The sequence below is a fragment of the Aquabacterium sp. NJ1 genome (assembly GCF_000768065.1).
Classification (GTDB): domain Bacteria; phylum Pseudomonadota; class Gammaproteobacteria; order Burkholderiales; family Burkholderiaceae_C; genus Aquabacterium.
Genome location: NZ_JRKM01000001.1, coordinates 1,261,370 through 1,282,565 on the forward strand (window position 1 = coordinate 1,261,370; position 21,196 = coordinate 1,282,565).

At 61.3% G+C, this 21,196-nt stretch carries 21 protein-coding genes and 1 tRNA gene; 1 reads left to right on the forward strand and 21 read right to left on the reverse strand.

Features of this window, described 5'->3' with window-relative positions:
• Window positions 1-95: 95 nt before the first annotated feature.
• From JY96_RS05470 to JY96_RS24110, 6 genes are all read right to left on the reverse strand, one after another.
• Window positions 96-398 carry a hypothetical protein gene (locus JY96_RS05470; RefSeq protein ID WP_035035624.1) on the reverse strand — a complete coding sequence of 101 codons (303 nt, stop codon included), beginning with the start codon at window positions 396-398 and terminating at the stop codon, window positions 96-98.
• Between the two features lie 102 nt (window positions 399-500).
• Window positions 501-1,742 carry a sodium:proton antiporter gene (locus JY96_RS05475; RefSeq protein WP_035035627.1) on the reverse strand — a complete coding sequence of 414 codons (1,242 nt, stop codon included), beginning with the start codon at window positions 1,740-1,742 and terminating at the stop codon, window positions 501-503.
• A gap of 11 nt (window positions 1,743-1,753) precedes the next feature.
• Window positions 1,754-3,127: a DUF389 domain-containing protein gene (locus tag JY96_RS05480; RefSeq protein WP_052162174.1), complete on the reverse strand. Its 1,374-nt coding sequence runs from the start codon at window positions 3,125-3,127 to the stop codon at window positions 1,754-1,756.
• A gap of 566 nt (window positions 3,128-3,693) precedes the next feature.
• Complete coding sequence (locus tag JY96_RS05485) at window positions 3,694-4,683, reverse strand: hypothetical protein (protein WP_035035629.1); 990 nt, start codon at window positions 4,681-4,683, stop codon at window positions 3,694-3,696.
• Between the two features lie 26 nt (window positions 4,684-4,709).
• Window positions 4,710-6,170, reverse strand: a complete 1,461-nt coding sequence (locus JY96_RS05490) for a GIY-YIG nuclease family protein (RefSeq protein ID WP_035035631.1) — start codon at window positions 6,168-6,170, stop codon at window positions 4,710-4,712.
• 331 nt (window positions 6,171-6,501) lie between these two features.
• Window positions 6,502-6,624: a hypothetical protein gene (locus tag JY96_RS24110; RefSeq protein WP_255352659.1), complete on the reverse strand. Its 123-nt coding sequence runs from the start codon at window positions 6,622-6,624 to the stop codon at window positions 6,502-6,504.
• A gap of 654 nt (window positions 6,625-7,278) precedes the next feature.
• Here JY96_RS24110 and JY96_RS24255 point away from each other — a divergent pair.
• Complete coding sequence (locus tag JY96_RS24255; RefSeq protein WP_369796188.1) at window positions 7,279-7,836, forward strand: helix-turn-helix transcriptional regulator; 558 nt, start codon at window positions 7,279-7,281, stop codon at window positions 7,834-7,836.
• Window positions 7,837-8,191: 355 nt separating this feature from the next.
• Here the strand turns inward: JY96_RS24255 and JY96_RS05500 are convergent.
• The 15 genes from JY96_RS05500 to uvrB form a co-directional block, all read right to left on the reverse strand.
• A tRNA-Val gene (locus tag JY96_RS05500) sits at window positions 8,192-8,266 on the reverse strand.
• A gap of 64 nt (window positions 8,267-8,330) precedes the next feature.
• Window positions 8,331-9,056, reverse strand: coding sequence for a DNA polymerase III subunit epsilon (gene dnaQ, locus JY96_RS05505; protein WP_035035636.1), 726 nt, complete (start codon window positions 9,054-9,056; stop codon window positions 8,331-8,333).
• Between the two features lie 65 nt (window positions 9,057-9,121).
• On the reverse strand, window positions 9,122-9,769 hold the full coding sequence (locus JY96_RS05510; RefSeq protein ID WP_152606365.1) for a hypothetical protein: 648 nt from the start codon (window positions 9,767-9,769) through the stop codon (window positions 9,122-9,124).
• 36 nt (window positions 9,770-9,805) lie between these two features.
• Complete coding sequence (locus tag JY96_RS05515; RefSeq protein ID WP_035035642.1) at window positions 9,806-11,467, reverse strand: GMC family oxidoreductase; 1,662 nt, start codon at window positions 11,465-11,467, stop codon at window positions 9,806-9,808.
• A 23-nt stretch (window positions 11,468-11,490) separates the two neighbouring features.
• Window positions 11,491-12,018 (reverse strand): gluconate 2-dehydrogenase subunit 3 family protein, encoded by a 528-nt coding sequence (locus tag JY96_RS05520; RefSeq protein WP_152606366.1) that lies wholly within the window; start codon window positions 12,016-12,018, stop codon window positions 11,491-11,493.
• Between the two features lie 30 nt (window positions 12,019-12,048).
• Entirely contained in the window at window positions 12,049-12,387 is a 339-nt protein-coding gene (fdx, locus tag JY96_RS05525) for an ISC system 2Fe-2S type ferredoxin (RefSeq protein WP_035035647.1), read from the reverse strand.
• A 9-nt stretch (window positions 12,388-12,396) separates the two neighbouring features.
• The gene (gene hscA, locus JY96_RS05530; protein ID WP_035035649.1) at window positions 12,397-14,265 is read right to left on the reverse strand and encodes a Fe-S protein assembly chaperone HscA; all 1,869 of its coding nucleotides are present in this window, start codon (window positions 14,263-14,265) and stop codon (window positions 12,397-12,399) included.
• A gap of 14 nt (window positions 14,266-14,279) precedes the next feature.
• The gene (gene hscB, locus JY96_RS05535) at window positions 14,280-14,804 is read right to left on the reverse strand and encodes a Fe-S protein assembly co-chaperone HscB (protein ID WP_035035652.1); all 525 of its coding nucleotides are present in this window, start codon (window positions 14,802-14,804) and stop codon (window positions 14,280-14,282) included.
• An 85-nt stretch (window positions 14,805-14,889) separates the two neighbouring features.
• The gene (gene iscA, locus JY96_RS05540; protein ID WP_035041381.1) at window positions 14,890-15,213 is read right to left on the reverse strand and encodes an iron-sulfur cluster assembly protein IscA; all 324 of its coding nucleotides are present in this window, start codon (window positions 15,211-15,213) and stop codon (window positions 14,890-14,892) included.
• Between the two features lie 88 nt (window positions 15,214-15,301).
• On the reverse strand, window positions 15,302-15,688 hold the full coding sequence (gene iscU / locus JY96_RS05545) for a Fe-S cluster assembly scaffold IscU (RefSeq protein WP_035041383.1): 387 nt from the start codon (window positions 15,686-15,688) through the stop codon (window positions 15,302-15,304).
• A 129-nt stretch (window positions 15,689-15,817) separates the two neighbouring features.
• Window positions 15,818-17,038, reverse strand: coding sequence for an IscS subfamily cysteine desulfurase (locus JY96_RS05550; protein WP_035041385.1), 1,221 nt, complete (start codon window positions 17,036-17,038; stop codon window positions 15,818-15,820).
• 145 nt (window positions 17,039-17,183) lie between these two features.
• Window positions 17,184-17,717, reverse strand: coding sequence for a Fe-S cluster assembly transcriptional regulator IscR (gene iscR, locus JY96_RS05555; RefSeq protein ID WP_035035654.1), 534 nt, complete (start codon window positions 17,715-17,717; stop codon window positions 17,184-17,186).
• Window positions 17,718-17,981: 264 nt separating this feature from the next.
• Window positions 17,982-18,545: a low molecular weight protein-tyrosine-phosphatase gene (locus JY96_RS05560; protein WP_081961061.1), complete on the reverse strand. Its 564-nt coding sequence runs from the start codon at window positions 18,543-18,545 to the stop codon at window positions 17,982-17,984.
• Between the two features lie 66 nt (window positions 18,546-18,611).
• Window positions 18,612-18,869 (reverse strand): hypothetical protein, encoded by a 258-nt coding sequence (locus JY96_RS05565; RefSeq protein WP_035035657.1) that lies wholly within the window; start codon window positions 18,867-18,869, stop codon window positions 18,612-18,614.
• A gap of 153 nt (window positions 18,870-19,022) precedes the next feature.
• The gene (uvrB, locus tag JY96_RS05570; RefSeq protein ID WP_081961062.1) at window positions 19,023-21,173 is read right to left on the reverse strand and encodes an excinuclease ABC subunit UvrB; all 2,151 of its coding nucleotides are present in this window, start codon (window positions 21,171-21,173) and stop codon (window positions 19,023-19,025) included.
• Window positions 21,174-21,196: the final 23 nt, after the last annotated feature.

The following is a 21,196-nucleotide window of genomic DNA, read 5'->3' on the forward strand; positions in this document are numbered from 1 at the left end:
CAACCGGCCGATTGTGTGGGTTCGTTGGGAATTTGGGAAGCCGGGTTGACCTGGGAGACGCAAGGCCGCTACAAAGCCAATGGCCTCCTGCCTGCCTATTTCGTTCGTAAAAAAACCATCAGGATCCTCTCGATTTCAGCACCCATGGCCTCGAGCATGCCCGTCAGTCCTTCGCCCCGTTTGGCTGCCGCCTCGGCGTCGATCTTCGACAGACCTCGGATCTCCTCAAGTTCACGTTGGAATTTGGTACGGTCCAGTTGAAGTTTGGCGAGTTGCGCGGCGGCATCCGGCGGGACAGCCTGAGCCGTGGCCGCCTGCTGCATCAACTCATCGATACGACGCAGGTGCGAATCGGACAACCGGATATGCTGTTCGACGAGCTGAGACATCTGGTCCATATGACGACTCCGTTGTGGATTACGCTGGCTTGATCAAGCGCGATCTCATTTGAAGAGATGCCCTCAAGCAGAGACCAACTATCCGCCGACACCAGAGCGAAGTCAATCTTGTGCGCGGACCATTCGCCGAGCCAGATGGCTGATGGTCAACCCCTGCCCCAAAATTGACCAGACAACCACGCAGTACGTCAACGCCAGCAAAGATTCACGGGCGGCACCTGCCGGCAAAGACAAGGCCAGGGCCACGGAAATGCCGCCGCGCAAACCACCCCAGGTCAACATGGACCCGGCCCCTTTGGGCAGCCGAAACGCCTGACGAAGCAGCCTGACCGGCACGCCTACCGACAACCAGCGCGCAGCCAGCGTGATCAGGATCGTCGCCACGGCTGCAGCAAACAGATCCTGTGCGAAACGGATCACCACCACCTCCATGCCGATCAACACGAACAGCACGGCATTGAGGATCTCGTCGAGCAGCTCCCAGAACAGATCGATGTGATGACGTGTCGTGTCTGACATGGCCAATGATCTACCCTGATTGCCGATGATCAAGCCAGCCACCACCATGGCCAGCGGGCCTGACACGTGCAGGCGATTGGCCAATGCGTAGCCCCCCATCACCGAGGCCAGGGTGATCAGCACCTCCACCTGGTATTGATCAATGCTGCGCAACATGCGGAACGTGGCATACCCCACAACCCAACCAAGGAGCAGGCCACCACCAGCCTCGTGCGCCAGCAACTCCGCGGCATGCTGCCACGTTGGCACATCCCCGCTGGCCGCCATGCCCAGCAGCAGCGAAAAAATCACCACGCCAACCCCGTCGTTGAAAAGTGATTCTCCAGCGATCACCAGTTCGAGGCACCTGGGGGCCCCAGCCGACTTCATGATGCCCATGACAGCGATCGGATCAGTCGGCGAAATCAACGCACCGAACAGCAAGCAGTAAATCAAGGGCAAGGGCCAACCCAGCCAAGGCAGGACGGCCCACATGGCCAGCCCGACCACCGCCGTGGACAACAAGGTGCCCAGCACGGCGAGCCCCCCGATCTGCCAGCGATAGTCACGCAACTCACTCAAATCGACATGCAGGGCACCGGCAAACAAGAGCAAGGACAACATGCCCTGCATCAGCACATCCGAGAAGTCGATCGACCGCAGCAGCGAGACCTCGTAGGCGTGTAAACCATGCAAGAAGCCGAGCGCATCCAGCCCCAGCAGAAACAAGGACAGCACCAACGAAGAGACCATGACACCGATGGTGGTAGGCAAACCGATGAAGCGATGGTTCACATACGCCAGCAGCGCAGTCACGACCAGAAAGATGGCAGCGATTTCAAACATGGAGAGAATCTTCAGTGCCGACGAGCCTTCTTGCTTGAAGGCGGCACATCGACATGGACGAACAGACGGACGTCTGTGGACTTTGTTCTGGCCATGAACCAGGCTTTCACCCTTGCCTGTTCACTCTGGCTAAAGGGGCGCGGCGAGACCATGCTCAAGAAGGGCACCACCTTTTGCGCCTGCTGGCCAGCGGACTCGGACATGCTGCCTTGACCAATCAGGACATCATGCAACTCCGGGTACTGGGCCTTCAACTCACGCTCGATGTCCACGGCAGCAGGCAACCATGCAGATCGACTCAACAGATCAGCCTTCAACTTCTGAATCTGCTGATCGCGCTCGGCGATGCTCTTTTGGCTGTCACGGTACAACTCACTGACGATGCCCGCCTTCAAGGACGTGACATCGATCTGCTGATTGGCCGATTGGTGCACAACCATCACCGCGCCTTGCAGGCCAGCTTCGTCCAGGCGGGATTCAATGTCGTGCAAGACCTCTTTGCCCAGCGGCATGCCGATCAAGGTGACTTCGATCCGTTTGCCTGCACCGTTGATGACCGTCTCGACCACATGCGTCTGCTCGAAACGAAAGGATTGCGCGATGAACTTGCGCGCATTGCTCTCGAACACCGCATTGCCCACCAGTTGATAAGCCAGATAGACGCTGGGCAAGGCGGTGAAGGCCACCACACCGATCAACCACCGCTTGATCCGGTCTTCGATGTGCTGGTCGATTGCCTTGCGGCGCGTCAGCCCCAGATACCCGATGACGATCACGGTGGCCACGGCGATGAACACGCAATTGATGGCAAACAGGTAGATGGCGCCGCCAAAAAATGCCCAACGGCCGTTCGCCAGGCCATATCCAGCCGTACACAGAGGGGGCATCAAGGCCGTGGCGATGGCCACGCCTGGGATGACGTTGGATTTCTCGCTGCGGGTAACGCCAATGATGCCCGCAAGCCCCCCGAACAAGGCAATCAGGACGTCCCATATGGTGGGCGAGGTGCGCGCAAGCAGTTCGGAGTGCGCCTCCGTCAAGGGCGTCACAAAGAAGTACAGCGTGGAGGTCAGCAGGCTGATGGTGGCCGCCACAGCCAGGCTCAACAGTGATTTCCTGATCAGCTTGAAGTCATAGATGCCAACGCCATAGCCGACACCCATGATCGGCCCCATCAGCGGGGACACGAGCATCGCGCCGATGATCACGGCCGTCGAATTGACATTGAGGCCAATCGACGCAATGAAGATGGCAAATATCAGCACCCAGGCTGTCGCACCTTTGAGCTCACTGCCAGCACGCAGACTGGCGTCGATGACGTCGTCAGCAGCCTTGTCCTCTTGCAGGCTGAATCGCCTGGACAGCGTCTTGCGAGCGCGATCCATCAATACTCTGCTTGCGTGTACCTGGGGCGAATTCATGAGTAGTCAATCACTCAACGTATATCAGTGCACTTGCTACCGCGTTCCTCTTCAGCCAGCCGGTCAGCGAGGACTGCCTTGCCAGTTGCGATTCTATTGACTTGGTCCGACGCATCAGCTCAACCTCTGTTTCAGACAACTTTCCCAGCCTTGTGGCCAGCAAGTCCATGGCAGAGGCCTACTGCTTATTCAAGCCATCGACAAGCCCCATCAAATCATGTCCAGCGCTGCCGGCGCCTCTCGAATGTTGCCATCTGCGCTCGTCTGCTGATTGAGTGCGAGGCCCAGCCTGACGGCTGCCCAATGTCCCAAATTTTGGTGGGACAAAGAAAACCACCAAGAATCAATAAATTACGCACTCTACGCATACCGGATGATGGACCAATATAACCGTGCGATTGTGGTCATCACACATCTCCTGCCCCGCAGGTAGCCCGGTAATGTGTCCTCATAAAGTGCTTGCTGTTGTCCACGCTTGATTGAGGCGGGTACACCTCATGCCACGGGCATTCGCGCCCCGTCAAAGCTCGCTATCGAACCGCGACATGTACGAACGCCATGGCACCAATCGCAAGCCCTAAAAGTGCAACTGCGTTTCTCTTCAGCCAACCGGGTAGCGAGGACTGGTCTGCCAGTTGAGTCTCAACCAACTTTGTACGGCGCATGAGGTCAGCCTCTGCTTCAGACAAGTGCTCGAGTCTCTTGGCGAGTAGGTCTGTGGCCGAGGCGTACTGCTTCCTCAGGCTGTCGACAAGCTCCATCATTCCTTGACCCGCGCCCTGGAGAGCAGTGATCTCATCAGCGCACTTGCCTTTCAAAGACATCAAGCCGTCATTGAGTGCTTGTTGATCTTCTGCCAACGACTTCAGTTCTTTTGCGCTACGTTCAGCGTGGGTGCTCAATTCTTTCGCGAGGGTATCTACCTCTCCAGCAAGGTGATCAGAAGCACTTTTCAAGCTTAGTGTCTGACCGCCCAGAGCTTGCAAGTCTTGCCGAAGTTCATGCTCTTTTCGCGTCAACTTAGCAGTCAGTTCGGCGATCTCCTGTTCATGTCGCTCCACCGCTTCATGGTGACGTAGTTGGTCCTCGATTTGCTCTTGAAAATCACAAAGCACATCAACCGCCGCTTGCTGATTGGCGTCCAGCGTGTGCGTGTCTGCTTGCATCTTCTGGATCTTCTCGAGAAGAACGCCATGAAACTCACGAAGCACATGGTCCTTTCGGCTTTGGAGCCGAAGGACCACTTGAACAGCCTTCTGAGTTGTTTCAAGACTGCCGCCAAGTTCTTTCACCATTTTCGCCAAATCACGGTCGTTGGCCCCCGAAACAGCCCCCCAGACAGCCGCCAAACGTCCCTTCCCCTGCAGCTCGCCTGCCTGGGTCTGCAACGTTTGATTACTAGCGATGGCCTTGACCATCTCATCCAAGGCCTTCGTCAACTCCAACCTGGCCGAGGCGATCTCTTGCCTTTGGGCCTCCGTGAGCGCCACATCTTTGGAGACTTCTTTAACTTCGGTCATTCGATAGCTCTTCGTATTGATGGATTTCAACCCTTGCGTGCGGCCAAACGGGCGCGTACGTCAAGCGGTGCAACAGGTTGGTGGCTAGCGAGAGATATGGTATGGCTGCGTGTATCAACCTCAAAGTCGAACGATCCTTCGACATAATCCCTCAGATCTTCGAGCAGGATCAATTCACGCTCTTGGACCGCAATCAACCGCTCACACGTCAACCGCATCTCTTCAACAGCCTCTTGTGCATCGCTCTTCATAGCGATGAGCAGCTTAACCAGCGCGGGGACAAAACGCTGAAGGTAGAAACTGGAAACACCGTACCCCACAGCGCAAATTGCAGCAGACAGGTATGGCGCCACAGGGCCAACAACAGTTGCCAAGTTGGCCTCAAGAATAGGGTCCAGCGCATCCCAAAGGATCAGGGTGCCGCTTAACACTAGGGTCTCAGTGACCTTCTGCACCAATTCATCTGTGGTCATCGTCTTTGCACCTTGGAAGAGCTGCCATGCCGAAAGGCCAAGGTCGTAGATGTTCTTCGCCAAGTTGTAGAACTGGGCTATCGTCTTCGAGACTGCATTGACGACAAATTCGAAGATGCCTGCAAGGACCTTCATAGGTGCGTCAATGATTGCCTGGATGACTTTCCAAACGCGATTGAAGATGCGTTGGAGCCGATGTTTGATGGTGCGCGAGACTCCCTTCGCAAGTTCAACCAGCTCATCTTTGAGCGCTTTGGTCAACTCAGTTACCAACTGTTCAAAGACCCCCCAGCCTACGTTCTTGGCCGCTTCTGTGGCGGCACCCATGGCAATCGTTGTTGCACTACCCGAAGCGTCCTTCATCTTCTTGGCTTCGATGTTGGCTCGCTTTCCCTGTTCTGTTTTTAGCTCTTCACGAGTATTTTTCGCGGGCTTCTCTTTCGCAATCAGGTGAGCCTCAACTGCAGCAGCTGTGGCTTCAGAGTCCATGGTCACGAACTTAACAGTGCACCCCTCCTGGAACTCATCCGCGAGCTTGTAGGGCTTATCACTTTGCTGTCCTTGCTTGTGCTCGTTCAGGTGTCCTGCGTGCCAGCGAGTTTTGAGCTTCGTGCTGTCGCCAACATAGACTGCCTCGCCTTGCTGGTTGAAAACGACATAGACGCCAGGGGTGTTGGGTACATCATCAAGCCCTTCGGCCTTCCCATTTTTAACTGTGAACGAGCCGTCGAATTTCATAGTGGCAATTGAGGAGACGCCATGTGACAACGTCTTTTGGAACATTTCCTTCCATGCCACGCCTCGATTTGCCACCTCCATCGCGCTAGCTGCTGAAGCAGCGGCGAGCGTGTCTTTCGTGGCAGAACCCAGATCAGACGTCTTGGCGTTAGGGCGAGAGTTGTTCTTGTTGCGATGCCCCGCGACAAGCTTGCGAGTGACGTTGTCAATTGCCCGATCGATGATCGCGTTCGCTAGAGGGGGCAACGTCTGAAGCTCTTGTAGACCATCTGTCATGTCTTGTTCCTGGGTTGATGTCCAGACCGCCCCGAATGCAGTCAGGAATTTTGAAGATTAATTATCGTTACCGATTGATACGAGGCCATCCCCGACCTCAGTGTTTGTGAAGCGCCTGCTTGATCGCTGCCTGCATGCAAGGAAACAAAGCCATCACCGAGGACATCAGATCAGGCTCTGGGTCCAAACTCATTGCTGCCGCACCACATTTTTTGCAGTGCGTCGGCGGTGGAATCCTCAAGCAGTCGCTGTCAACCGCAAACATGACCGAACTGCCACATTCGTTACACCGAAAGCACCAGCGGCGTCTACGTGGAGGCATTGGCATTGGTTAGAAGTACCGCTTGGACACCTTGTGATACAGCGATACCGCACTGTTGGCCAAATATCCAACAGCGAACACGATTGCAAAGGCTTTGAGGTGCTCCATAGGAGAGCTTTGATCGATCTTCATGACCGCTCCTTGACGTGGTTGGCTCCCGGACCATCCGGATGCTCTGCAGCCCATTCTTCTCAACCATGCGAAGCCAGCGTTCGCATCCACGCGTCCTGTGACGATGTAGCAACACCACGTTCGGGCGATGCGCTCTTTCAATCAATCGCCGCATCATGCTGGCTGATGAACCCAGTAACACGCACAAATCCATCGTCGGATTCATCCTCTCAGGCCGCCGAGCGTTATCGCAATTTCCGAGCACAGACGGAAATCCTGCGATGCTTAAGCGCCCACCGCAGCTGGCTCTCTGCCAGAGACATTGCTCGCTACTTGGATGATGCTGGGCTGAAGCCATACAGCACCAGAAACCTCCAGAACGTCTTGAGCAACTTGGTTGAGGGAGACGCCAATATCGAACGGATTCTCGAAGGTCGAACTTACCGTTACCGTTGGACGGGCGAGCGCCCAAACTGGTTGTACGGACTAGATGACCGAGACATCCTGACCTTGATGCTGGCAAGGCGCCATCTTGAGCACCTCTTACCGTACGACGTGCGCAAAGGCCTCGACGACAAGCTCGCGGCCAGCAAGGAGTTGACGACGCCCAGAGGGAGGAGTCAGCTTCTCAAATCGTGGCCAGACAAAGTGGCGACGATATCTCTCCTGCCTCGAATGCAAGCCCCTTGCTTAAGCTCGGACGTGTTATCACACGTTAGCGAAGCGCTGCTTAACGACAGATGGCTCCACATCGACTACCAGAACGCAGCTGGGCGACAGCTATCTGATGTACGGGTAATGCCCTTGGCACTGGTTCAACAGGGCGAGCGGCTGTTCCTTGTATGCAGATTCGAAGGCCACGACGACAACCGAAACCTAGCTTTGCATCGAATCCAGACAGCCGAGGCAACGCCCCATCCTTTTGATCGACCTTACTTCTCACTGACTGACTACATAGATCGTGGAGGCTTTGGCTTTGGAAACGGAGAACGCATCGTCATTAGACTGGTCGTCGCACCGCATCTAGCCAGCCTGCTTAGAGAGACCCCATTGTCTGCTGACCAGCACATTAGCAAACGCGATGATGGGCGCGTCAACGTATCAGCCACTGTCATCAGAGGAGAACAGATCCGATGGTGGGTGCGCATGCACGGCGAGGCCATTGAAGTCGTCGCACCCAAAAACCTCCTCACAGAGGTAGATACCACGCAACCAGCAACAACACCACGTTAGGAGCGCGATCGTGGCCAGTTGAGGAGCTCGTGTGCGGATGAACGCATTCAATTGGCCAAGGTTGTCCCCACCAATCACCGCGCGCCTGGCCCGCATCGCAATTGGCGCAGGCAGCGCGTTTCCTAATGTTTTGAAAGCGGTACGGACCTGGCTTCTGCCCGTAGCCTAGCCCTTGCGACGGATCTTGGCCCGCCAGTACTGCCCGCGTTTCTCGAATGTTGCCATCTGCGCCTCATGTGGTGGTTGAGTGCGAGTGCCAGGCCTGACTGCTACCCCACTGTCCCAAAATTGTCCCAAATTTTGAAACGGGCAAGAAAAAAAGCACTTAGCATCGCTGCTAAGTGCTTGATTTTCTTGGTGGGCGGTGCAGGGTTCGAACCTGCGACCCCTGCCGTGTGAAGGCAGTGCTCTACCGCTGAGCTAACCGCCCGAAACTGGTTCGGGAATTTGTCGATTTCTGCTGATTTGCTTGCCGCAATCAGCGAAGACCATGACTATAGCACAACTTCCATCGACTTCCACAAAGTTTTTCCGCCGCTGGCTTTGTCGATGGCTTCCAACGATTTGTCGAACGCCTCGGCCTCTTCGTCCGTGGGCTTGATCACGGGCAGGTCGAAGGCGCTGAAGTCGATGGCCACGACTTCCTGCGTGCCCTGCCCTTCGCCGTTTTCGGATGCATCACTGTCGATCAGCAGGGCATCCTGGCCGCGGGTCATGTTGATGTAGACCTCGGCCAGCAGCTCCGCGTCCATCAAGGCGCCGTGCAGTGTCCGGTGGGTGTTGTCCACCTCCAGGCGGCGGCACAAGGCATCCAGCGAGTTGGACTTGCCGGGGAACATCTCGCGGGCCATGACCAGGCTGTCGATGATGCCGGCCACGTGGTCCTGGAACAGGCCGCGGTTCAGGCGCTTGAGCTCCGCGTTGAGGAAACCCACGTCGAAACTCGCGTTGTGGATGATGATCTCGGCATCGCGGCAGTAGTCGAGAATCTCGTCAACGAGCGCGGCGAACACGGGCTTGTCGGCCAGGAACTCATCGGTCAGGCCGTGGATCTTGACGGCATCCTCGTGGCTGGGCCGCTCGGGGTTGATGTAGAAGTGCAGGTGCCGGCCGGTGAGGCGGCGGTTGACCATTTCCACACAACCGATTTCAATGATGCGGTCGCCTGACTCGGGGCTCAGGCCGGTGGTTTCGGTGTCAAGGAAGATCTGGCGGGACATGCTGGTGCAGAGATTCAACGGTGGCGGCCTACTGTACCAGCCACCACCGTACTCTCAGGTGCCGATCAGGCCGGCTGCACGCAGGTCAGGCCATTGACGAACTTGTCGGGCGTGGCGCTGAAGTTGCCGACGTTGTTCAGCCAGGTCGCATCATGCAGATCCCAGCCTGCTGGGCATGAGAGGGTACCTGGGCCGCCAGTGCCCTCATCCGGGCGAGCCAGGGTGTTGACACCGATGAAAGGCTGCCACTGGAAGCTGCTGAGGCTGAAGTCGGTGCCGGCCACCACGTAGTCCGCCTGCAGCGCGCCCGAGAGCAGGAAGCCCTTGCTCGCAAACGAATAGCCGCCGCCCAGTTCGTACATGCCCGTGCGGTTGCCACCCACCAGGCGCAGGCGCAGCTTGTCAAAGGCGATGCTTTGCTTGCCAAAGGGGAAGGTGGCCTCGACCTTGGCGCCGGCGACCTTGTTGCGGTCATTGGTGCGCACGCTGCGTACGCCCAGCACCAACTCGGGGCCGGCACCAAAGGCCCAGTTGATGCCGGCATAGGCCTGCGTGGTGTCTGCGTCGCCGCTGCCGCCACCCGTGACGGTGGGGGCGGTACAGGCCGTGGTACAGGCAATCGTGCCGGCCGACACGGCTGGCGCGAACACGCTGCCAGACAGGGTTGCCACAGCCACAACAAGATGAGAGACGAGCGTATGGGTGCTTTTCATGATGGGTTCCTTCCAGGTCATTACAGGCACGAACCGCTAACCGGCTTGAAGGAATCGGTCCACCGCGCGCAAGGCCATGGCCTGGATCGTCAGTGAAGGTGACTCCCCTCCTCCGGAACTTGGAAACGTGCTTCCATCACAAAGTAACAGGTTGTTCCAGCCGTGAATTTGATTTCGCTCATTGCAAACACTGTTCTGAGGCGCCCCCCCCGACCTGCAGGTACCGAACACGTGCGTGGAGGTGAAGTCGTCATACGTGCCCAGTTCCATGCGCAGGTCGTCACAGCCTGCGGCCTTGAGCACCGCACGGCAGGTGCGGGCCATGAACTGCAGGCGCCGGCACGCCATCTCATCCACATGGGAGTGAATGCGCGCCAGCGGCATGCCGTGCTGATCTCGCGCGCTGGGGTCCAGGTCGACGAAAGCGCGCGGATGCGGCAGGCTCTCGCCGATGGCACCCACGGCCAGTGCATGCCCGAAGGTTTGCCGCAGTTGCTGCTTGTGCTGCGCCCCCCACCCCGACAACAGGCGCGTGGCGTAGGCCACCGGGCCCATCAGGTCGGCGTCCAGCGTGGCCGCGTAGACGCGCATGCCGCCGACCACACCAGGGATGGCGTCGGGCCGGTTGTGATCCCAGCTGATGGCGTCGGCGGGCAGGCCCACATGGCTCGATTGCGCTTGGGGATGCAAGCCGATGGATGTCCAGGACAAGGTCTCCATGAAATGCTGCCCGACCTGCCCCAGATCGTTGCCGATGCCCTGCGGGGCCAGTGAGGAAGCGTTGGCAAGCAGGAGTCGCGGCGTTTCGATGGCACCGGCAGCCAGGATCACGACGCGCGCGGTCTCGGTGCGCTGGCGCCCCTTGGCATCGACATAACGCACGCCACGAACGACACGCTGCTCACCATGCACCAGCGACAACACCGTCGAGCGGGCACGCACTTCGCAGCGGCCGGACTGCAGGGCGTGGCGGATGAAGGTCTGGTCGACCGAGCCTTTGTCGCGCCGAGGGCAACCCCGTGCACACCCGCCGCAGTAATTGCACGGCGGGCGCCCGTCATACGCCTGAGACAGGGCCGCACGCGGATTGGGCTCCCAGTGCAGGCCCACGGCGCGCGCGCCCTCCCCTAATGTGCGCGAGGCGCGGCACAGCGGGTGCGCAGGCAGTGGGTAGGGTGCGCTGCGCCAGCGGTCACCGGCCTCATGCGGCCCGGCCACGCCGATGAGTCGCTCGGCCTCCAGGTAATAGGGCTCCAGTTCTGCGTAGTCAAAGGGCCAGTCCGCGCCGACGCCAAATTGGCTGTGCAAGGCCATGGCGTGCGGGTTGAGCCGATGTGCTTCGCCCACGTAATGCAGGGTGCTGCCCCCCACGCCACGCACATGGCTGTAGCCACCTCGCACGGCACGGCGATCCCCGACAACCAGACGCCCTGTTTCGTGGTGCCAGCTCCGGATGTCGTCCCATTGTGGGTCGAGTGGCTGCATCTCGCCAAACCGGTGGCGCCCGGTGCTGCCCTCCTTGACGGGGAAGTAGCGCGTTTCCCAATCGGGCTGAGCAAGGCCGTAATCCTTGTCGGGATCGAACCAGGGGCCGGCTTCCAGCACCAGCACCTTGCAGCCACGCTGCGTGAGCCGCCAGGCGGCTGCGGCACCGCCCGCACCGGCACCGATCACGATGGCATCAAAGGCGTGGCTCATGTGGCAGAGGGCGTAGGCATGGCTCAGTCCAGCACGTGCCCCATGGGCTGGGGCGGCCGCTGTACGGGCAAGCCTTTCAGCGCCTGGGGCTGCGTGTAGTAGAGCATGAAAGCGCGTTCGCGCATCCAGTGGAAGAAGCGCCGCTGCGGGGCCTCCCAGGGGGCCTGGGCCATCCACGCCACCAGCGCCTCGCGCTCATCGGCCGACAAGGCGGCGAAGCCGTCACCATATCGGTCCAGCCAGGCGCACACAGTGTGGATGAGGTGCTGCAGTTCGGCGTCGGTCTGCGCCTGCTGCCAGATGGTCTGCGGCACGTGCAAGGCGGACGCTGCGGGCGTCCATTCATCGGCGGGGATCAGGTGGTCGATGAAGGGCGTGAGCGCCGGAGGCATCGTGGCCAGCGGCTTGTTGCCTGGCGACCGGTTTCGAGCCACCTTGGCATCTGCTCGCGCCAGCCAGCCAAGGGGCCCTGCGGCCAGCAGTGCGCGCAAAAACCAGCGCCTGCGCAGTTCAGGCAAGGACGGCCAGGTGCTGAACGAGCGAACCGACACGATGGCGTCCTGCGTGCGGCCTGCCGGAACTCAGTGGTTCTCGCGCGCGTGGTTGATCGTGTACTTGGGGATCTCGATGGTGAGATCCTGCCCGGCCACGATGGCCTGGCAGCTCAGGCGCGAATTGGGCTCCAGGCCCCAGGCGCGGTCCAGCAGGTCCTCTTCGACTTCTTCCATCTCGTTGAGGCTGTTGAAGCCTTCACGCACGATGACGTGGCAGGTGGTGCAGGCCGCGCTCATGTCGCAGGCGTGCTCGATCTCGACGTGGTTTTCCAGCAGGGCTTCGCAGATGCTGGTGCCCGGTGCGGCCGTGATTTCCTTGCCTTGGGGGCACAGGGTGGCATGGGGCAGGATCTTGATGATGGGCATGGTCTAGCTTCAGACTTGATCGAGTTTGCGGCCCGCCAGCGCCTGGCGGATGCTGCGGTTCATGCGCTCGGCGGCGAAGGCCTCGGTGCCATCGGCCAGGGCCTTGATGGAGGCCTCCAGGGCGTCGATGTCGCCACGGTCGCAACGCTGGCCGATCTGGGCCATCAGGCCGTCGATGCGGGCGCGGTCTTCGGGGCTGAGCAGGTCGCCGTCAGCGGCCAGCGCGGTACGCGTGGCCTCCAGCATGCGCTCGGCTTCGACGCGGGCTTCGCGCAGGGCGCGGTCCTTCATGTCAGCGGCCGCGGTGGTGAAGCCCTCGCGCAGCATGTGGGCCACCTGGTCGTCGGTCAGGCCATAGCTGGGCTTGATCACGACCGAGGCTTCCACGCCAGAGAGCTGCTCCTTGGCCGACACACTCAACAGGCCGTCGGCATCGACCTGGAAGCTCACGCGGATGCGCGCGGCACCAGCAGCCATCGGCGGAATGCCGCGCAGCTCGAAGCGCGCCAGCGAGCGGCAGTGCTCGACCTGCTCGCGCTCGCCTTGCACCACGTGCACGGCCAGGGCGGTCTGCCCGTCCTTGAAGGTGGTGAAGTCCTGCGCCAGGGCGCAAGGGATAGGCGTGTTGCGCGGGATGATGCGCTCGACCAGGCCACCCATGGTCTCCAGACCGAGGGACAGGGGCAGCACATCCAGCAGCAGCAATTCACCTTGCGCGTTGTTGCCTGCCAGCTGGTTGGCCTGGATGGCGGCACCCAAGGCCACGACCTCATCGGGGTTCAGATCGGTCAGCGGGGGCTGGCCGAAGAAGGCGCCCACGGCATCACGCACGGCGGGCATGCGCGTCGAGCCGCCGACCATGACCACGCCCTTGACCTCGTCGGGCTTGACCTTGGCATCACGCAGCACGCGCTTGACCGAGGCCAGGGACTTGTCGATCAGCGGCTTGGCCAGCTCGGCCAGGCGCTCACGCGTGATCTTCACCGACAGCATGCCGCCCGACAAGGCGCAGCTCAGGTGCGCGCTGCCATCGGTGGACAGCTTTTCCTTGGTGCGGCGCGCGGCCACGAGCACGGTGCGCTTGTCCTGCGGCGTGACCGCTTCCATCTTGGCATCCAGCAGCGCGGCATCAGCCAGCAGATGGTCGATGTCGTCACCGCCCAGGGCCGAGTCGCCGCCGGTGGCCACGACTTCGAACACGCCACGGCTGAGCTGCAGCAAGGAGATGTCGAAGGTGCCGCCACCCAGGTCGTAGATGGCGTAGAGGCCTTCGGCACCGTTGTCCAGGCCGTAGGCAATGGCTGCGGCGGTGGGCTCGTTGAGCAGGCGCAGCACGTTGAGACCGGCCATCTGCGCGGCGTCCTTGGTGGCCTGGCGCTGAGCGTCGTCAAAGTAGGCAGGCACCGTGATCACGGCGCCGAACAGGTCGTCGTTGAAGGTGTCTTCGGCACGCTGGCGCAGGCTGGCCAGGATCTCGGCCGACACCTCGACCGGTGACTTCAGGCCGGCCACGGTCTTGACCGCGACCATGCCAGGCTGGTCTTCGAACTGGTATGGCAGGCGCCCCGCATCGGGCAGATCGGCCAGGCGGCGGCCCATGAAGCGCTTGACCGACACGATGGTGTTCTGCGAATCCTCGGCCTGTGCGGCCAGGGCTTCGAAGCCGATGTGGCGACGGGTCTGGCCGCGCTCGTCCACCATGTAGCGCACGGCCGAGGGCAGGATCACCCGGCCTTGCTCGTCGGGCAGGCATTCGGCCGAGCCGTTGCGCACGGCGGCCACCAGCGAATGCGTGGTGCCCAGGTCGATGCCGACCGCTATGCGGCGCTGATGGGGGTCGGGCGATTGCCCAGGTTCGGAGATTTGCAGCAGGGCCATGGGTCGTGGGTCAGTCAGCTGGCGTCTTCGTATTTTTCAAGGCGCGCATCGATCTCTTCCAGCAGGCGATCGATGAACATGAGGGCGCGCACTTCCTGCGCGGCCTGGGTCGGGTTGGCGTCCACGTCCAGCAGTTGCGTCAGGCGCGCCAGGCGAGCCTTGCGCTGGCCTTGGACCTCGTCGGACAAGGTCTCGACATCGGCGGCGCTGCCGGCTTCTTCCAGGGCTTCGCGCCACTGCATCTGCTGCATCAGGAAGGCGCCCGGCATGGCCGTGTTGTTCTCGGCCTGAACGGGCACGCCAGCGAGCTGGCACAGGTAGGCGGCCCGCTTGAGCGGGTCCTTCAGGCGCTGGTGGGCCTCGTTGACACGCACCGCCCATTGCATGGCGATGCGTTGCGAGGCGGCGCCCTCGGCCGCGAAACGGTCAGGGTGGACCTGGGCCTGCAAAGCCTTCCAGGCCGCGTCCAGTTTTGCGCGGTCCAGCGCGAAGGCCTTGTCCAGACCCAGCAGGGTGAAGTCGTCAGCGTCGATGTTCATGGCCACAGCAACCCGTTAAAAAGCGAAACCCCACCACATGGTGAGGCTTCCATCAACGCAAGGCGCGTGCCTTGCCGGCGTGCGTTCAGATGCGGAAGGATTCACCGCAGCCGCAACGGTCACGCTCGTTGGGGTTGTTGAATTTGAAGCCTTCGTTCAAGCCTTCACGAACGAAGTCGAGTTCGGTGCCGTCGATGTAAGGCAGGCTCTTGGGGTCGACCAGGATCTTGACGCCCAGACGCTCGAAGACGATGTCTTCAGGGGCGACTTCGTCGGCGAACTCGATCTTGTAGGCCAGGCCGGAGCAACCGGTGGTCTTGACGCCTAGGCGCACACCCACGCCCTTGCCGCGACGGCCCAGGTAGCGCGTGATGTGGCGTGCAGCCGCCTCGGTCAGGCCAACCGTCATGCTGGCGTTGACTTCAGCGATGTCCGCCAACGGCCCGTTGCCGGGACCGGCGGTGCACGATGCCGGGTTGACGGCAGTGGTGGCTTGATCAGGCTGCATGCTTGGTCTTGTAGTCGTTGACGGCGGCTTTGATCGCATCTTCCGCCAGGATCGAGCAGTGGATCTTGACCGGGGGCAAGGCCAGCTCTTCGGCGATCTGGGTGTTCTTGATGTCCAGCGCTTCGTCCAGCGTCTTGCCGCGCACCCATTCGGTCACCAGCGAGCTGGAGGCGATGGCGGAACCGCAGCCGTAGGTCTTGAAACGGGCGTCTTCGATCACGCCGGTGGCGGGGTTGACCTTGATCTGCAGCTTCATCACGTCGCCGCAGGCCGGTGCGCCGACCATGCCGGTGCCAACGGTTTCGTCGCCCTTTTCGAAAGAGCCAACGTTACGGGGGTTTTCGTAGTGGTCAATGACCTTGTCGCTGTATGCCATGATGAACTCCAAAAATTCCAAAGAACGATTCTTAGCGATGGGCGGGGCCAGCGCCGGGCCGCCCCAAGCGTCCGGCCCCGCAGCCCCCTCGGGGGGCGGTTGCAGTACCCTGCAACCGGGGGCTGACGTCTAGTGTGCAGCCCATTGAATAGTGCTGATGTCAATGCCGTCTTTGTACATGTCCCAAAGCGGTGACAGTTCGCGCAGCTTGGCCACGCGGTCCTTCAGGGTGTTGACCACGTAGTCCACTTCTTCCTCGGTGGTGAAGCGGCCGATGGTCATGCGCAGCGAGCTGTGGGCCAGCTCGTCGCTGCGGCCCAGGGCGCGCAGCACGTAGCTGGGCTCCAGGCTGGCCGAGGTGCAGGCCGAGCCGGAAGACACGGCGATGCCCTTGATGCCCATGATCAGCGACTCGCCTTCCACGTAGTTGAACGACACGTTCAGGTTGTGGGCCACGCGCTTTTCCAGGTCGCCATTGACGAAGATCTGTTCGATGCCTTGCAGGCCGGCCAGCAGGCGGTCACGCAGCGCCTTGATGCGCACGTTCTCGGTGGCCATTTCTTCCTTGGCGATGCGGAAGGCTTCGCCCATGCCGACGATCTGGTGCGTAGGCAAGGTGCCCGAGCGCATGCCGCGCTCATGGCCGCCACCGTGCATCTGCGCTTCGATGCGCACGCGGGGCTTGCGGCGCACGTACAGCGCGCCGATGCCCTTGGGGCCGTAGGTCTTGTGCGAGGCCAGGCTCATCAGGTCAACCGGCAGCGTGGCCAGGTTGATGTCGACCTTGCCGGTGGCTTGTGCGGCATCCACGTGGAAGACGATGCCCTTTTCACGGCACAGCTTGCCAATGGTCTCGATGTCCTGGATCACGCCGATTTCGTTGTTCACGAACATGACCGAGATCAGGATGGTGTCGGGGCGGATGGCGGCCTTGAGCGCGTCCAGATCCAGCAGGCCGTCGTCCTTGACGTCGAGGTAGGTGGCTTCGAAGCCCTGGCGCTCCAGCTCACGCACGGTGTCCAGCACGGCCTTGTGCTCGGTCTTGACGGTGATGATGTGCTTGCCGCGCGTCTTGTAGAAGTGCGCCGCACCCTTCAAGGCCAGGTTGTTGGATTCGGTGGCACCCGATGTCCAGACGATCTCGCGGGGGTCGGCACCGATCAGCTCGGCCACCTGGGCGCGGGCCTTCTCGACGGCTTCTTCGGCCTCCCAGCCGTAGGCATGGGTGCGCGAAGCCGGGTTGCCGAAGTGCTCGCGCAACCAGGGGATCATGGCGTCCACCACGCGGGGGTCGCACGGCGTGGTCGCGCCGTAGTCCATGTAGATCGGGAAGTGAGGGGTCATGTCCATGGTGGGCATTCAACAAAGCTGGCGCCAGACCCATGCCACATGGTGAGATGGGCGGCTGCTGGCGCGTAATTAATGATCGCTGCGCAAAGCCTTTGATTATCGGGGACACCGCCCGGGGTAGGCAAACCCGCAGGCGGAGTGGCCCTTATTTCGTGAGGGCTGCGCCGAGTGCGAACACCGAGTTGGGGGCTGTGACCTTGATGGGCTTGACCACCGGCTGGGTGGAGATCGCGCGCTTGATCGGCTGGGCCTCGACGGACACGCCCTTGGCGAGCTGGTCTTCCACCAGTTTGCGCAGGGAGATGGAGTCGAGGTACTCGATCATCTTGTTGTTCAGGCTGGTCCAGAGGTCGTGCGTCATGCAACGGCCGCCGTCTTCACCCATGCAGTTTTCCTTGCCACCGCAACCGGTCGCGTCGATGGGCTCGTCCACCGCCACGATGATGTCAGCCACGGTGATGTCGTCGGCCTTGCGGCCCAGCGAGTAACCGCCGCCGGGGCCACGGGTGCTCTCGACCAGCTCGTGACGGCGCAGTTTGCCGAACAGCTGTTCGAGGTAGGACAGGGAAATCTGCTGCCGCTGGCTGATGGCAGCCAGTGCCACGGGGCCAGTGTGTTCACGCAGAGCCAGATCAATCATCGCCGTCACGGCAAAACGGCCTTTGGTAGTCAGACGCATCGCTTCTCTCCTTGGTCAGGGACTCGGGCGACACCCTTCGCGGCAAGGGTTGGCCTTTGAGGGGTTGCGCCGGGATCTCCAACGCACCTGGGGTGCCTTAATCCCGAGTAACGGAGTCGATTATAGCTTACCCAACTGATTTAGTCAACTTCAACCAAGGGTGTTCCCTGATGCCTGGCCGATGACGCCCACAGGAACAGGTCTATCAAGAAGCGGGCCAAGGCCCTGGCCCAGCAGATTGCTGGGGCATGCGCGCGGGCGTTGTCAGGGAGGGGACGCGACAGACGCGACAACTTGTCGCAAATGTTCGACCAGGCCGTCGCAGGCGTCTTCGACCAGATCGAGCACGAACTCGAAGCCGGCCGGGCCACCGTAGTAGGGATCAGGCACGGTCTGCACGCTGGCATGCGGCGATCGGGCCGGCATGAACTCGGTCAGGCGCTTGAGCTTGCGCCGGGTGTGGGGATCGGTGGGGCAGTTTTCTTCCAGCAAAGCCAGATTGTCCCAGTCCATGGCCAGCAGCAGGTCGAAGCGATCGAAATCCTGCGGCAGCACCTTGCGGGCCCGCAGGTGCTTCATCTCGTAGCCGCGCCGAGCGGCGATTTCCTGGGCACGCTCGTCTGGCGGGCTACCCACATGGTAGGCGTGCGTGCCCGCCGAATCCACCTCGATCAGGTCGGCCAGCCCGGCCGCCTCCAGCTTGCGGCGCAGCACGGCCTCGGCCGTGGGGCTGCGGCAGATGTTGCCCATACAGACCATGAGCACCCGGGTGCGCGGGCCTGGCGTGGGGTCGGTCGTCTTGAACAGGGACGATGGGAAAAAAGCCATTCAGAACTTATATGCCGCAAAGATGTCCATTGTCTTTGCGCTTGCCCACAAACCCAAGGGCACAAGTCACATCGCGTGGGCTGATGGCGACATGCGCTGCAGGGGCATGCTGGAACCGGCCACATGCATGGTGCCGTCTTCGTCCACGTCCAGGTGTTCGCCTGTCGCGAGTTTGTACTCGACCTCGCCGGTGGGCTCCCACTGGGTCTGCATGTCCAGCAGGTTGTCCACACGGGTCAGGTGCTCGTAGGCGTGGACCTTGTAAGTGGCGCCGTGCATGTCCTGCACGCGGAAGGTCTCAAGGCGGTGAAGCTTCTTGTCCATGGTGCACTCCTTTTCGGCAAGAGCGAAAAACAGGAACGTTGATCAGGCGCGGGCCCGACGCGTTTTGATTGTGCGCCGGTGTCGGCAGCCTGAACAGCCCCCGCCTTTGACCAGGGGCAAAGCCTGCGCGCCTTCCTGCGAGCGAGCCTGCTCTTACTTGCGGCCAGCCTGGATCGGCACCACGTGGTCGTGCACCACGGCACCAAAAGCCTGCTCCTTGAGCAGGGCGAGCTGGTCGCGCAGCCGGGCGGCCTTTTCGAACTCCAGGTTGCGTGCGGACTCCAGCATCTCCTTTTCGAGCTGCTTGATGCGCTTGCTCAGGTCGCGCTCGGACAAGCCCTCGCTGCCCTCCATGGACTTGACCAGGGCCTCGGCCGCGCGCAGGTCGTCCTTGGCCGCGTTGGACATGACGCCGTCGATCAGTTCCTTGACCTTCTTGTTGATGGTGCGCGGCGTGATGCCGTGGGCCTCGTTGTGCGCGATCTGCTTGTTGCGGCGCCGCTCGGTCTCGGCCATGGCCTTGCGCATGGACTCGGTGATCTTGTCGGCATACAAAATGGCGTGGCCGTTCTGGTTGCGGGCCGCACGGCCGATGGTCTGGATCAGGCTGCGCTCGGCACGCAGGAAGCCTTCCTTGTCGGCGTCCAGGATGGCCACCAGCGAGACTTCGGGGATGTCCAGGCCTTCGCGCAGCAGGTTGATGCCCACCAGCACGTCGAAGGTGCCCAGACGCAGGTCACGCAGGATCTCGACGCGCTCGACGGTGTCGATGTCAGAGTGCAGATAACGCACCTTGACGCCGTTTTCGGTGAGGTAGTCGGTGAGCTGCTCGGCCATGCGCTTGGTCAGGGTCGTGATCAGCACACGCTCGTTCTTGTCGACGCGGATGCGGATCTCCTGCAGCACGTCGTCCACCTGGTGCGTGGCGGGGCGCACTTCCACCATGGGGTCGATCAGACCGGTGGGGCGCACCACCTGTTCGACGACCTGCCCAGCGTGCTGCTGCTCGTAGGCCGCCGGCGTGGCGGTGACGAACACGCACTGGCGCATCTTGCGCTCGAACTCTTCGAACTTGAGCGGCCGGTTGTCCAGCGCGGAGGGCAGGCGAAAGCCGTATTCCACCAGCGTGGTCTTGCGTGAGCGGTCGCCGTTGTACATGCCGCCCAGCTGGCCGATCATCACGTGGCTTTCGTCCAGGAACATGAGCGAATCGGCCGGCATGTAGTCCACCAGCGTGGGTGGCGGGTCACCGGGGTTCGCGCCCGACAGGTGCCGGGTGTAGTTTTCGATGCCCTTGCAGTGGCCCACCTCCTGCAGCATCTCCAGGTCGAAGCGGGTGCGCTGCTCCAGGCGCTGGGCCTCGACCAGCTTGCCGTCGCCCACCAGTTGTTTGACGCGTTCGTTGAGCTCCAGCTTGATGGTCTCGATGGCGGCCAGCACGCGTTCGCGCGGCGTGACGTAGTGGCTGGAGGGGTAGATGGTGAAGCGCGGGATCTTCTGGCGGATCTTGCCGGTCAGTGGGTCGAACAGCTGGATGGAATCGATCCCGTCATCGAACAGCTCGATGCGCACGGCCAGCTCGCTGTGTTCGGCAGGGAACACGTCGATGGTGTCACCGCGCACGCGGAAGGTACCGCGACCGAAATCCATGTCGTTGCGCTGGTACTGCATGCGGATGAGCTGGGCGATCACGTCACGCTGGCCCACCTTGTCGCCCACGCGGGCGAGCAGCACCATCTGCATGTAGTCGTCGGGTTTGCCGATACCGTAGATGGCCGACACGGTGGCCACGATGACCACGTCGCGGCGCTCCAGCAGGCTCTTGGTGGCGGAGAGGCGCATCTGCTCGATGGCCTCGTTGATGGCGCTGTCTTTCTCGATGAACAGATCGCGCTGCGGGACGTAGGCTTCAGGCTGGTAGTAGTCGTAGTAGCTGACGAAATACTCGACCGCGTTGTGGGGGAAAAACTCGCGGAATTCGGCGTAAAGCTGGGCCGCCAGGGTCTTGTTGGGCGCGAACACGATGGCCGGGCGCCCGGTGCGGGCGATCACGTTGGCCATGGTGAAGGTCTTGCCCGAGCCGGTCACGCCCAGCAGGGTCTGGTAGGACAGGCCGTCTTCGATGCCCTCGCACAGCTGCGCAATGGCGGTGGGCTGGTCGCCCGCGGGCGGATAGGGCTGGAACAGCTCGAAAGGCGAATCGGGATAGGTGACGAACTGGCCCGCGTTTTCGGTGGCCGCAGACGCCGAACCCTCGTTTTCTGACGAGTCTTTGGCAGCAAGAAAATCAATCGGCTCAGACATCCGCGTCACAGTTCGATAAAATA